Below are 13,040 nucleotides of genomic sequence, written 5' to 3'. Positions count from 1 at the left end.
ATTATTTTTTCAGCTGCACAAGACGCACAGACCGTTTAACAGGTTGGTTTACTTCATTCATGCGCTGCTGTAGATCATCAATCTGGCTTTGCCAGGCCGCGCGTACTTCAGGATACATCGCTTTGGCATAGAGATCTCTTTTTGCACGCAACCAACCATCTGTTGCGACATGTTGGTCCATAACCTCGATTGCCTTGCGATTGTCCGCATTCAACAATCCTTTTGGAAGGAAAAAATTATACTGCACCCAGGCTAGATCACGGAAGCGGCGTTCAATTTCCCAACGTTCTTCATTGAGAAACATCACTTTCAAGGCCTGCTGATATTGTGGTGTACGCGTCTGATTCGCCAGATTGATCCCTTTGTCGAGATCCGCAGCAGACCATACACCGATTTCCTGATCGTCAATCCATAAGGTGTAGTTTCCTTTAAGTCCCTTTACCTGCAAGACTTCCTGATTCATTTCTTCCATAAAAGGGACGATCTTAACGGCATCGTGCTGACTATATTTAGCTCCCCAGCCTCTTGCGACTGTATCCATAGGATAAGGCAAGGCCGCCGCGAGATAATCAAAACTGAGGTTATTTCCAGCTTTTTTGACATTTTCAACCGTACAGTTCTTTGCTTCTGTCACACGTTGATTCGAGGCGTCAATGCCCACTGTAGCTACCCCTTGACCGGCAAATCCCTGTGCTTTTAAGAATAAATAAGCCATGACCATATGCCCATTATTATCCGGGTGCACGCGGTCGCTTCCAGATATGGTGAAGGTTGGATCCTTTTGCTGAAAATTCGCATTGATTGCGCTGATGGACTGATTAAAATCATAGAATTCCCAGCCATTGCTTTTGGCCGATTCACGCTGAAAATCTACAATGCGTTTCATAGCCTTATTTTTATTTTTAAAGGGCTTATTATCCTTGATCACCACATTTTCATCATAAGGCGTGCTTCCAAGCAATACCAGGCGGGTATCGACCAACCCTTTGTATCTTTTTTCCATTTCCTTGTACCCATCATACGACTCCTTTACCTTGGTATCGGCGAAAATCTCCGGCTGATCACCGTTATATTCAAAATAGCCTGAATCGTTCATACCGAAAGTCGTGATCAATACCGTAGGCTGCTTGTTGAAAACATCGCCATCCAATCTTCTGAGCATATCCACCACGCGATCGCCCCCGATTCCGGCGTTGAAGACCTTCAATTTCATTTCGGGAAAACGTGTGAGGTAATACAGCCAGATATAGGCGTGGTAATGCCCACCATCTGTAATACTATTTCCCAAAAAGACCACGCGATCGCCATCCTTAAAAGGCGAAATTTGTTGTGCAACAGTCCGGAGAGCTGTTCCCAAAGAGACGAGAACGATGAATCCTGCCAAAAAGATTTTTCTAGAATAATTTCCCATAAGATTAAAATTGTATCAGGTTGACGATAGGTAAAACGTAAATATAGATTCATCAAATTGGTATTGGTTCTATCGGCATTCCCTTGGAAACAAATGTATAACGCAAGAGCCCTACTTGCAGCTGCAAGTAGGGGCTCTTAGTAAACGATTAAAACATAGAAATCAAACTAAAACACTGAAAAACAAAAATTTACAAATAAGCAAGCAAAGTATTTTGGTAAATGATTTAGAATTGATTTGGGGATACTGCACCCAATTTTCGTACTTTTTCTTCGAAATGTTCAGCATCATTGATCGCCTTACTCTTTACTTTGCTTTTATAGTTATAGATGGTTTGCATCGAATAACGTAGAAATATAGCGATCTGGTTCACATCAGATATTCCCAATCGAATCAGCGCAAAAATGCGGAGCTCGGTATTGAGTTTATCCTTTTTCAGCTGGTACTGTTCATCTGGCCGGAGCAGGCTATTAAATTCATCGACAAAATTGGGATATACCTCTAGAAACGTACGGTCAAAATCAGTATAAAGATCTTGCGCATATTTTTCAAGTGATGCATTGGAGGAGGTAAGTTGCTGCAGGTCCTCGAGCTGACGGCTTTTGACTTTACGGTACACATTTTTCCTGAAATCATCTAATTTGTCTAGGTACACCGCACACTGATTGAGGTAATAGCCGATATAACGTTCACGCACGAGGTTGGCCTCGTCCAGTTTATGGTTGACGAGCGTCAGTTGCTCATTGGTCATATTGAGTTTCTTTCGAGCACGGGATACGATCCTCATCTGTTTAAATAAGAAATAGAGTGTGAGGATCAAAATAATCGCAAATATGCTGATTACGATCGCATACAGACGTAGGTTTTTCCGTTGTTGATCGATTTTGGCCAGATAGGTTGCTTCGATAATAGGCTGCGTACGTGCAATCACGGTATTGCGGAAGCGCGAATTGTAGTAATTGGCATCGTCCAGGGCAGCCTGAATATAGGTAAAAGCTCTGTTTACATCCCCTTTTTTGTTCAAGTAAATCGCCAAAGTCAATAAGGACTCGTTTTCCTTAATCGCCAAGCGTACATCTGTTATTGCAGCCATGATCAGGTATTCTTCTACCAGCTGCATTTCGCCGAGTTCTCTAGCAATCATAGCAAGACCCATGGCAGCCATTCCATAACCGTGTGTATCACTTTTTTCCTTTTTAAATAAATGCAACTGAATATCCCTAGACTCTTTAAACATACCGGCTGCTTTGAGTTTAAATGCTTTCTCCTTGAGGTACATATCCGATTTTGGATCAAGCAGTCCCATGAGGCTATTCCTAGATTTGGCGATTTCGCTTTCGTACTGCTTATTGTAATTATCGTGGTCAGTATATTTGATCAAGTTTTCATAATAACGGATATAGCTCCAGTGGTAGATGACCTTGAGGTGCTGAGGCAGCCCATCATAATCGATTTGCTTCAGTACCTCCCATGCCTGGGTAAACAATCCAGAGATGGAAAGAACAAAAGCCAATTTGACTTGGCTTTCGGTCATGAGCTTCTGATCGTTCAATTGTTTGGCTATTGCAATATTGCGACCGATATAGGCGAGCGAAGAATCACAGTTTAAGGTTTGATATTCAAAAATTAGCTGATTTTGGATCTCATAGCGATCTTTGGCTGCTGAGTGATTTCTCAACCGATCTTTGATTGAATCAATCTGACGAATCTTGGTATCTAAATAAACTGTCCGATTATTTATAGCTTTATCCAAGGCTTGCAGTAAGGAATCTATTTTGCTTGCCTGTAATGGTGTACAGTAAGCTATCGCAAAAATGCATAGAAGAATAAGTTGTTTCGCTTTCACTAGGTTATTATAATTGATCACCGTCACTCAAATATAGACAAAAATTTATTGGTAAAAACCCAAGCTTATATCGTTAACTTTTTCTTTTCCTCATAAACTGCTGAATTTTGCCGCCGACCTGCCAGTAATAATGCAAAAATTCGTTTCCATCTGATCACGAACGAATACCAAAATTGATAACAGTACAATATGTCGAAGCCTTACAAAAGTTAGGCGCACCCCTAGATACGCCTAATTTACATTCGTTCACCGCTTTCGTTTGCCTAACTTCGCCAATAATCTACTTGTAGCAAAACTGATCAAGGTGCCTAAAGCGGCTGTCAATGCCGTTTGCAGCACATCGCCCAGCGAGATACTGGCCCAGATGGAACAGATCGTGCCCCCGAAGGCTGATATACGAATATCATTCCATCGCATCAGCTTCGCTCCTTTCTTTGGGCAACTTTTGCACCTTGGAATTTTCGATCGGAGAATCCGAAAATGCGGAAGATTCGTCGCTTGATTTTTGCCCAATGGCATCATCAGTAGAACTTTCAGGCGGCGGCTTCTCCTCTTCCATAACTGTTTCCAATATCCCCAGGCCTACGGCAATATACTTCAATATATTACCCGCCTTTCCGGGCCATTTAACGGGAGCCGCAAGAACCACTTGCAGCACCTTTCCTATTTTGTTTAAGATCTTTTTCATAATTATCTATAATAGATTGGATGAACGGTCAAAGCCTAATATTCCGACTGCAAATTGATGAAGTCCAAAGGCGTTAAAAATGAATTCTTGTCTGAACGAAGTGAGTTTGAATTCATATAGCCATTGGACAAAAGCAATTGCACCAAGGAATAGAGCGGTAGACCCTCATCCAATCCTTCGCTCTTCTTTATTCGAGCAATATAGGAGGACAAAGAATTGCTATCGAATATTCAAATACACTTCATCCCCCATATCCCAAAGACTGTACACCAGCGCCTTAAGTTTTGCCAAGGCCTTACCGCTGTAATCCCCTGTACCTTCACCCGTTAAAGTCGTTACCGGGGCAATGCAGCCTTGCAGCTCTTTTAAAGCATTGTTGGCCGCATGGATCAGAATTGCTTCACGGCCGAGCACCATCGGAATGCCAATCTGCTCGCCATGCTTGGGGTAACGCCGCTTTTCCAGTTTATACTGCCCAATAGGGATACAACTTATCCGTGGAATATTATTTCTGTCGGGCAGCTCGATTGTATGACAGATTTCTTCACCCTGAAACATAATGGTGCCGTTGGTTCCCTCTGCTCCATATTTGCGTTGGAGCAGCAGGATATGTTTTGTTTTCATAACGTTGAATAACCTAGATATTTTGACCTTGAATACTTTGCGCCCTTGCGATCTGACAGCAAGAGATAAAGATGGAATCCATCCTCTCGGAATCCTTCCGGAATCGGCACAATTACGCGCCCTTCCCGGCGTTGCCAAGTTTGCTCATTGACGTACGCATAGCCTTTTTCCACCTGATAGGCACAGAGTATAAGCCGGTCATCCGATTCAAGAAATCTCGAATACCGTACCTCATGCGTCAGTTCAATAGAATCGGTATAACGATTTATGCTGATGCCATATAGACCGGACAGAGACCCTTCACTGAGGCGTACCAAGGCAGGATCTACTACGGGTTCACCCTTTTCATACTTGATGGCTATCTTTAGCAAATAGCCGAGGGCCAATCCCCCTGCTAGGCTATTTTTCCGTTTGGCCATCTCGGAAAACCCCTTTTTGACCAATCCATTTAAGGGCCTCAAAAAAGCCACCCCCACTTTAAAGGCCGCACGCACCCGCTGCTGCCCGGGGCTGATTGTCTTTTTTGCCATAATAAAATGTTAAAAAGGAGCTGAGCCCGATCGGCCCAGCCCACAATTGATTAGATAAGTTGTATCTCGCCTAGATACACACTTTTAGATACCCTAGTCTTGGACCGATTGGATAAAAATAGCCAGGTATGCACTGAACCGCTCGCCAGATGGTCGGGCACCAAAAAGGTTACCACACCCAACGATCGCGTGCTCGGTGCCGGCGTTGAAATAAACTCATCTTTTTCGGGATGATAAGCCAGCACGTAGACCAAGTCATCCGCAAAGGTTTCGAACGTTTCGCTGGCACCTGTCGACCAGGTAAAGATAAGTTCACCCGAGTCAAAGGAGGCTGAGACGGTACCACCGCCATATAAGCCACCATCCGAAATACTGATGTTGGAATAATCCAGCGAAAAATCGGGATAGGCCCCTGTGATCGCTCTTTTGAGGTTGAATTGAAATGCGGCATTCATCGGGGTCACTTTCTCGGTGTTTTTACCGCCAAATCCGATTTTCAGAAAGACATTGATCGGTAGCAGAAAACGCATCAGCGTCCTGAACTTTTCCTGCTGGATGAGCTGTGCCTCTGAGGCGGGCTTAGATCTCTTTTTATAAAGCCCTTTGATGTAGTTGATGCTCTTCCAACTACTTCCGATTACTGAGCCGGCTTTACCCTTAAAGCCTCCATTTGCTCCATTTACAATAGTTCCCATGTGTTAAAATCAATCCTGTTTCGTACCGGTACACCTGATTGACATAACAAACATAAAACACTTTAAATCAATAACAAATAGACACTCAGTGTTACACCGACCGTTGACCGACAGGCCTCGGAAAACTGACCGATCATAGACCTGTCCTCATACTTTTTGGAACCGACAAAAAGATAAAAATGGGCAAAAAATCAAAAGTAAAAAGGCAGATGATACTGATTACGGGGAGTAGTATCGATAAATCACCATCTTAGGATAATGACATTATTTGGTATGGCAGGTAGTTAATGCGTTATTAACTCCTGCCTGTATTATTACAACCAGTTATTATTACTATTTAGATTTTCGCATCCATCAGTTTATTTTCTGAAATTGTTGGAGCATTTAGTTTTATTTTAATTACAAAAGCTCTTTTCGTTTTCAAATTTTCAGGGATAATGATATCGAAATACGTATTTGTATCTCTATCCAAACCAATATTTGCTTTTTTCAGCAGCAGATCACGCTCATGATCTAGTAAAGCTGCCGATGCGGGAACCAATTTGGCATTTCTAGGAAAAGTAAGTCTTAATATACCATCTACAGGTCTATTGATTACCGTTAAGAATAACGAGGTCGGATCAGTTTTGCTCAAGGTGTAGTAACCATATTTACTTTCTAAGGGAAAGTTTTTCACATCATAGATGGCTTCAGCATTCGTATTCGTCCATTTTCCCAATGCTGTAATCAGTTCATTCTCGTGTTTACTCATATTTCCATCTTGGTCCGGACCAAAATTAAGGACAAAATTACCGTTCATGGCGCGAGATCTCATCAATAAATCGATGATGTCATTTGTTGTTTTCAAATACATTCCGTCCGTATTTTTTATGTACCCCCAGCCGTTGGGCGGTATTGTCATCACACAGTCCCAATCATTGCCGCCCAGCAATTCCATATTGGCAGGCATCTTCCGCTCCCAGCCCTGTTCATAATCGCCCAATAGGACACCGTTTGAATCAAAATGCCGGCTTTCATGCTCATCATTTCGAAAACGCGAACCGATGATGAGGTTTGGATTGTTATTTCTCAGCTCTTTCTCTAAGTTGTATGTAAACGCATAAGCATTTATCCAGGATGGATCCCAGGTACCATCAAACCAAAAACCTTTTATTTTGGGGTAATTTGCCTGTAATTCCAGCAGCTGGTTTCTGGTATATTTCAAAAAGCGATCAAAGGGAGCTATCTCATCAGGCGTTTTCGGAATGTTTTTGACATAGTCCTTGTTGTTCCATTCCTCTACAGAAAAATATAAGAACACATCGATCCCCTGCTCCGTATATGCATCCACCACCTGCTTCACGATATCTTTTTTATAAGGGCTGTTCGCTATGGTATAATCCGAATATTTAGAAGGCCATAAGCAAAATCCATCGTGGTGTTTTGTTGTAAAGATGACATATTTCGCACCCATTTCTTTGGCCCGCTTGGCCCATTGTTTTGCATCGAAATTTTTTGGATTAAATTGTTTGTACAGGTTGTCGTACGTTTCTATCCAATTTTCAGGTACGGTAGGTCCTTCCCATTTTCGAATCCACTCCGATGCCGGTGCACCGCTCCGGGCGCTTACACCATTCCATTCATTGCCCGGAATGGCATATAAACCCCAGTGGATAAATTGCCCTAGCCCATAATTTCGAAATGCGACCATTGCCGGATCAGTCCGGTTTGGCTTGGTAATGGCGCCAAATTTCACTTCAATAGGGTGAGCAGGTTTTTCCCTTTTGCCTGTCCACTGGGCCTTTACGAGCCCCTGCTGGAATAATGCAATAGCCATCAAAATAAATATACGTTTGCTGGTTTTCATCTTGAAAAAAATGTATAGATTTTAAATTAAGTTATTTATCGCCCTCAGGTCAAACAGACCAAACTGAATGACGGCTGTAATATCCAGTTAAAAAACCAGATTATCTTATCAGAACCAAACGCAATCGGTTGTGTGATTACCGAAAACGTTTTAGTGTAAAAAGAACAACTAAACGCTGTTAATCAACCAAATAGCAACAACAACAACAACAACAACAACAACAACAACAACAACAACCCTCACCTGCCAACCCTGGTCATATTTTAACTGGCGGGGAGTTAATCCCCGATTAACTCCCTGCTTTTATCGTATTTTCATCGGGATTTCATCGGATGTTGATCGGATTATCCCGATAGAATCCGATGCCAATTCGATGAAAATTGCTGCAAATGCAGGAGCTGGTCGGGAGAAAGGGAGAAGAAAGTTGGGCAATCGTGCAAATAATCTTAAATTTGAAACCCTTAAAAAAGAACAATGGAAATACGACACTATCAGCCCTCCGATCTGGCACAGATCAGTCAGTTATTCTACGATACGGTGCATACGGTCAATGCCGCAGATTACAGCCAGGAGCAATTGGATGTGTGGGCAACGGGTCAGCTTGACCTGAAGGCCTGGAACGAGTCCTTTTTGGCACACCATACCTTCGTTGCAGTGGTGAATAATCAGCTTGTAGGATTTGGCGATATCACTACAGCAGGCTACCTCGACCGCCTTTACGTGCACAAAGACTATCAGAGACAGGGTATTGCCACTGCACTGTGCAATAAACTGGAAAATGCTGCCGCATGCGATCTATTTACAACCCATGCTTCGATTACGGCAAAGCCCTTTTTTGAGCGCCGTGGATACCGGGTCATCCAAGAGCAGCAGGTCAGCCGAAAGGGCGTGGAGCTCACAAACTACGTGATGCAAAAAAATAGATAAAAAAAAAACGCCTCTCCATTTAGAGAGACGCCCGAAGAAAGTAATGCGTATTCAGGTAAAAATCGATTGACCGAGCTGTTTAAAGGCCGCGGTAGCTCTTGCGCAGGCGTTCTACATCCACATCACGGTAAAAGCGTTTGTTACGCTCGCGCTTCGCGATGCAGATATAACCGTCCCGCTGCAGCCGATAAAGTGTTTCGGTAGAGATGCCAACATGCGATTTGACATATTCGGCATCACGCAATAGTACATTTTCCGCTTCCAGCTGCTCCCGCAGGTCGAGATAATTGGCAAGCTGACGCTTAACTACCAATAGTTCCAGCAAGATCAATTTTTGGGCAAAGGAATGCCCGGGACTTATGGAAAAGCCCCTGAGGTACTGATTTTTACGCATACATATTTATTTAGGGTTTATAAAAAGTTCATAAAAATAGGTCAATCAACAATATTGACGTAAGCGTATCAGCCCCATATCACTTACACTGATCTCCAGATCGGTACGGTCTGGGAGAGAAATCTTACGATCGACAACGGTAGTAGCGAAATTGACATTGACAATAAAACCGCGGTGTACCCGCACAAAAGTACTTTGAGGAAGCATGGCCTCCGCCTCATCCATCGTCAGTCGGTAATTGAAATCTTCTGCTGACTGCCGCAAATGAAATACCGCATAGTTTTTACAGGAAGATACCGCCACAATATCGCGAAACTTGACCAGCCTGTCCATATTTTTGAAACTAAACCATTTTCCGCTGGGCTCAATATTGAAATCCATCTTAATGTGGATACTTTTCTGGTCCAAGGCGCGCTTGAATGCCAGGTAAAGATCCGAGAAGCTTACCGGTTTTATCAGGTAGTCGGCCACGGCAATCTTGATCCCTTCGTACGCATATTGAGCAGACTTGGTATACAAAATGACGGGCGGGCGCTTCTCCCCGGGCAGCGTCTGGTACAAATCCAGTCCTGACATCTGCGGCATCTCCACATCCAATAGCAGCACATCTGGCGTATTATCAATAATACTATTAAAGCCGTCTATCGCCTTGGTAAAACTCCTGATATCTCCCACCTGGCTGATTTCCCTAAATGCACTTTCCGCCATACGGATATCGTATGCATTGTCGTCAATAATGACCACATCGTATTTTGCCATATTATTGGTTTTTGAAAGTCAGTTTCACTATAAAATATTCCTGATATACCACCGTATACTCGAGCTCAATGAGCTGATTTTCCATCGATTCAAATAATCTGTTGACCAGTTCCAGGCCCTTGCCCGTTCCTTTTTTCACATCAGCTGCCGCAACACGGTTATGGATCTGCAGCTGTATACCTTCCGATACCTTAATCCATTTTACTTCGATCCATTCATGTGGATCATCGGCACTATACTTCACCGCATTCTCTATCCAGGTCATGATGGTGAGCGTGGGGACAGATCTGTTCAAGAGCTTTTTATCCATAAGCTCCTCCCCTTCGATCTTAAAATTTCTGTTGCTGGAATAAGAGATCAATATTTTCGTGTATGCCCATTCCTCCGCAAGAGGTACCAATACCGTTGGGTTTGCGATTTTATTACTAACGTACTGGAAGAACACCAGGCTCCTGCTCCGGATGCGCTTGCTCCTATGCTGCAACAGATCATAGACGTTGCCCAGAAAATGGCCCGACAGCAATTGCACATTCGATATATTTTTAATCTGCATTTCTGCCTGCCGAAATTTAAGGCCGGTGTAGTACCTTTCCCAGGTGAGGTAGTCGGTCAGGTATATTGCGACAAAAAACAACAGTCCACCAATGATCTTACTGATCAGCACCGGTTTATGCGCGGGCAACCATGGCGCCGAAAAACCATCCATAAATTGTGGTACCAGACCATAAAAGTAAAATTTAACGACGGTATAGACTGTTAGAACAGCAAGAATTATTAGCCCATAGCCGAGCCAGCGATGGCGCTGCTTCCCTAGGGCAGTCCGATATCCTAAATAGAGCAGTAAAAAATAAATCAAATAAGGAAATAAGAACACACTGTAGCTTAATGGTGTAAAACGATGAATTTTTGTGGCATTAATCAGTGTTAGACCGATTATCATCAGCCCTGCGGTCATAGCCGATCGCATCCATAAACTATTATGAATCGCATTTAAAGTAGGGTTAGGTTTCATATATTAACATTTTATTCCTTCTAAATTAACAATTAACTTTAAAGAAATCAAGCTTTTATCTGAAAAAACTGTCTATTCCGAATGTCGAACAGATATTTTTGCTGTTGATATTCCAGGGGCAAGACCCAGCTCCCCGACGCTGCTATCCCCCGGCTAGTATTCGCTTTATCGCCATTGTACTGATGGATAAAAGCCCAATTTTCCCAATATATCCACCCTTGGTTCATCATCTGCTGAAAGCTGAGCTGAAGCCTTGAAAAAGCATGCATCATTTCCGCTGCAGTAGGTTGTTTCGTATCGGTCAAAATAGGCACAAATGGATGGACAGCCCAGGGTATCTCCTCTTTGCAGCGTTCCATATAGGTGCAGTATACCGGGATACGGAATCTTGTCGCGAGCTTTAAAATATTGGTCCGCCAGCAGAAATAGTGCGCAGCAAAAGGGACGGGCAATTTATTGCTATCGCTGTGATCGATACGCTGCCCTTCATTGGCATCCATAAAAACAAGTACAAGCCGTTTTTCCTTTACTGCCGACAAAATCTTTCTGAGCGAATAGGAGTTATTGGCATCAATACATTGCAGCATTTCGCTAGACAGCCCCGCATTACGGAGCTCGGCATCATAGTATTCAGCTTCGCGCTCCAGAATAGCTGCCGCGGCAAGCAGCGTAATCTGATAACCGCACTTGACCAGAAACTTAGGTAGTAATCTGTAAGGGCCATAATGAAAGGAAATGAGTATACCCCCTTCAGGTTTTATGTCCATTGGCAAAGGACCGAAATCAGGCAATTGATGAAGAGGATAGCGTCTATATAGGTGTTGAAACTGATTTCTGTTTTTAAGCCAGCTTGTATAATCTTTCCATAACTGTTCAGGTGCTTTATCCGGGAAAAACTGCTGTACATTGGCCAGCCATAGGAGACGGTGTAGGTTTTTGGTCTGTTGGGTATTCATAAGATTGATTTAAAGGAGTTAAAAAGAAGACTTTAAGATCAGGAAGGCCAGTAGGCCTTCCTGCTGCAGGATTAGCATATCCACCTGCTTAAAATGATTCGGGCCAACATTTGTCATCGCCCAGATCAATCAGTGGCGGGTCTTCGGAGAAGAATTCCATAATGGAGCTTCCGACAAAGACGATGGGTTCCGCAACTTCGGTTTCTATTTCCATTTTTATCCTTAGTTTGTCGACCTGTAACCATCCGGGTCAGGTCATTCCCGTTGCCCCTTTAAGAGCATTTCTTATTCCATTTGCCGGCCAGCGTGACAAAGATGAAAATTGCCTTTTAAACAAAAAATAAATGGGAAATAAAGTCTTTCTATGGGATAAAAGGGATTTTGCACTGCAATTAAATGGTAAAAGCTAAATTTGTCCCTGCAACAGCAGCGTTCATCCCTGGTTAAACCCTTTATTTCCCAAAAATTGACATCGCCAGCTGAGTTTAATAAATTGTCGGCCTATTTTAAACGAACAATTACTGCCAAATACTTAATTATGAAGAAAAGTAAAGACTACCTGCTCGATTCCTTTTTTAGGGACATTGATCCCCAATGGCAACATGAAATCCCTGAATTATCTGCTGTATTTGAAGAAGAGCGTTTTAGCCCAGGAGAACGACTCATCAACGACTGGGGCGAGCTCTACCTGATCGTTGATGGCATCTTTGGGAAATATGAGAAGACCTGTCCCGTGCGCTATGCCCTAGCTGGCGAATCGTTGATGATCCCCAATCATAAACACCGCTATCAGTTTATCGCGCTGAGTGATTGCCGCACCTACCGCACCTCACTCCGCCAACTGGAGGAAATCAATGCGCACAACCCGAAAGTTTTTTACCTCTATGCCAATCTCACAGACAAACAGCAGACCTATTTGGACTATCGGCATAAGCTGTTATCGTTAAACAATCAAGATAAATTCGACTTTGTGTTCAATAAATATCCCGACCTCAGAAGCTATGTGAAGCATCATGAACTCGCCCGGTTTATGGGAATAAGCAGTGAATTACTCCGCCGCCTATTGCGGGATCATGATTGCTAATGGCCCAATCTTTTGGACATCCTTTCAAAATCTTTTGTCGGTGTAAACACAAAACTTAGTCTTTAAAATCCCAATATTGACAAGATGCTGCTCTAGAACTTTGTAATAGCAGCTCGGATAAAGCAGAACAATGTAAATAAGCTTAATCGAAGAAAGTAACATGTACAGGTGAATTGCTATCTGAAATGCTCCAATAAAAAACAACGTTATGAAACAGCACAAAAGAAAATTTGCCCTATTCCCGAGATGTCGGTAAGCAGCAAGACTA

The 13,040-nt window shown here is 43.0% G+C and carries 14 protein-coding genes; 2 read left to right on the top strand and 12 right to left on the bottom strand.

Going from position 1 to position 13,040, the window contains the following annotated elements:
* Nucleotide 1: 1 nt before the first annotated feature.
* The 8 genes from BV902_RS13260 to BV902_RS13230 all read right to left on the bottom strand — a co-directional run bounded on the left by BV902_RS13260 (nucleotide 2) and on the right by BV902_RS13230 (nucleotide 7,640).
* Nucleotides 2-1,411: an SGNH/GDSL hydrolase family protein gene (locus BV902_RS13260; protein WP_075992354.1), complete on the bottom strand. Its 1,410-nt coding sequence runs from the start codon at nucleotides 1,409-1,411 to the stop codon at nucleotides 2-4.
* Nucleotides 1,412-1,637: 226 nt separating this feature from the next.
* Entirely contained in the window at nucleotides 1,638-3,257 is a 1,620-nt protein-coding gene (locus BV902_RS13255; RefSeq protein ID WP_216640470.1) for a DUF6377 domain-containing protein, read from the bottom strand.
* 246 nt (nucleotides 3,258-3,503) lie between these two features.
* The gene (locus tag BV902_RS27325) at nucleotides 3,504-3,674 is read right to left on the bottom strand and encodes a hypothetical protein (protein ID WP_157626060.1); all 171 of its coding nucleotides are present in this window, start codon (nucleotides 3,672-3,674) and stop codon (nucleotides 3,504-3,506) included.
* Entirely contained in the window at nucleotides 3,661-3,945 is a 285-nt protein-coding gene (locus BV902_RS13250) for a hypothetical protein (protein ID WP_075992353.1), read from the bottom strand. Before BV902_RS13250 ends, BV902_RS27325 begins: the two co-directional genes overlap by 14 nt.
* A 219-nt stretch (nucleotides 3,946-4,164) precedes the next feature.
* On the bottom strand, nucleotides 4,165-4,569 hold the full coding sequence (locus tag BV902_RS13245) for a DUF5675 family protein (RefSeq protein ID WP_075992352.1): 405 nt from the start codon (nucleotides 4,567-4,569) through the stop codon (nucleotides 4,165-4,167).
* Nucleotides 4,566-5,099, bottom strand: coding sequence for a DUF6266 family protein (locus BV902_RS13240; protein ID WP_075992351.1), 534 nt, complete (start codon nucleotides 5,097-5,099; stop codon nucleotides 4,566-4,568). Before BV902_RS13240 ends, BV902_RS13245 begins: the two co-directional genes overlap by 4 nt.
* 50 nt (nucleotides 5,100-5,149) lie before the next feature.
* Nucleotides 5,150-5,794 carry a DUF6266 family protein gene (locus BV902_RS13235; protein WP_075992350.1) on the bottom strand — a complete coding sequence of 215 codons (645 nt, stop codon included), beginning with the start codon at nucleotides 5,792-5,794 and terminating at the stop codon, nucleotides 5,150-5,152.
* A gap of 337 nt (nucleotides 5,795-6,131) precedes the next feature.
* Nucleotides 6,132-7,640: an alpha-L-fucosidase gene (locus BV902_RS13230; RefSeq protein ID WP_075992349.1), complete on the bottom strand. Its 1,509-nt coding sequence runs from the start codon at nucleotides 7,638-7,640 to the stop codon at nucleotides 6,132-6,134.
* A 474-nt stretch (nucleotides 7,641-8,114) separates the two neighbouring features.
* On the opposite strand from BV902_RS13230, the gene BV902_RS13225 reads away from it, so the two are divergent.
* Nucleotides 8,115-8,567 carry a GNAT family N-acetyltransferase gene (locus tag BV902_RS13225; RefSeq protein WP_075992348.1) on the top strand — a complete coding sequence of 151 codons (453 nt, stop codon included), beginning with the start codon at nucleotides 8,115-8,117 and terminating at the stop codon, nucleotides 8,565-8,567.
* Nucleotides 8,568-8,646: 79 nt separating this feature from the next.
* Here BV902_RS13225 and BV902_RS13220 read toward each other — a convergent pair whose 3' ends face one another.
* The 4 genes from BV902_RS13220 to BV902_RS13205 are packed head-to-tail and all read right to left on the bottom strand — an operon-like array spanning nucleotide 8,647 to nucleotide 11,688.
* Entirely contained in the window at nucleotides 8,647-8,961 is a 315-nt protein-coding gene (locus tag BV902_RS13220) for a MerR family transcriptional regulator (RefSeq protein ID WP_075992347.1), read from the bottom strand.
* A 45-nt stretch (nucleotides 8,962-9,006) separates the two neighbouring features.
* Nucleotides 9,007-9,720, bottom strand: a complete 714-nt coding sequence (locus BV902_RS13215) for a LytR/AlgR family response regulator transcription factor (RefSeq protein ID WP_075992346.1) — start codon at nucleotides 9,718-9,720, stop codon at nucleotides 9,007-9,009.
* 1 nt (nucleotide 9,721) lies between these two features.
* Nucleotides 9,722-10,732 (bottom strand): hypothetical protein, encoded by a 1,011-nt coding sequence (locus BV902_RS13210; RefSeq protein ID WP_075992345.1) that lies wholly within the window; start codon nucleotides 10,730-10,732, stop codon nucleotides 9,722-9,724.
* 47 nt (nucleotides 10,733-10,779) lie between these two features.
* Entirely contained in the window at nucleotides 10,780-11,688 is a 909-nt protein-coding gene (locus BV902_RS13205) for a hypothetical protein (protein ID WP_075992344.1), read from the bottom strand.
* A 538-nt stretch (nucleotides 11,689-12,226) separates the two neighbouring features.
* Between BV902_RS13205 and BV902_RS13195 the strand changes: the two genes are divergently transcribed.
* Nucleotides 12,227-12,772: a cyclic nucleotide-binding domain-containing protein gene (locus BV902_RS13195; RefSeq protein WP_157626058.1), complete on the top strand. Its 546-nt coding sequence runs from the start codon at nucleotides 12,227-12,229 to the stop codon at nucleotides 12,770-12,772.
* The last annotated feature ends 268 nt before the right edge of the window (nucleotides 12,773-13,040 follow it).

It is taken from the genome of Sphingobacterium sp. B29 (assembly GCF_001952815.1).
Taxonomy (GTDB): domain Bacteria; phylum Bacteroidota; class Bacteroidia; order Sphingobacteriales; family Sphingobacteriaceae; genus Sphingobacterium; species Sphingobacterium siyangense.
Note: the sequence above shows the minus strand (reverse complement) of the source record. Positions and strands in the feature narration are given on the sequence as shown.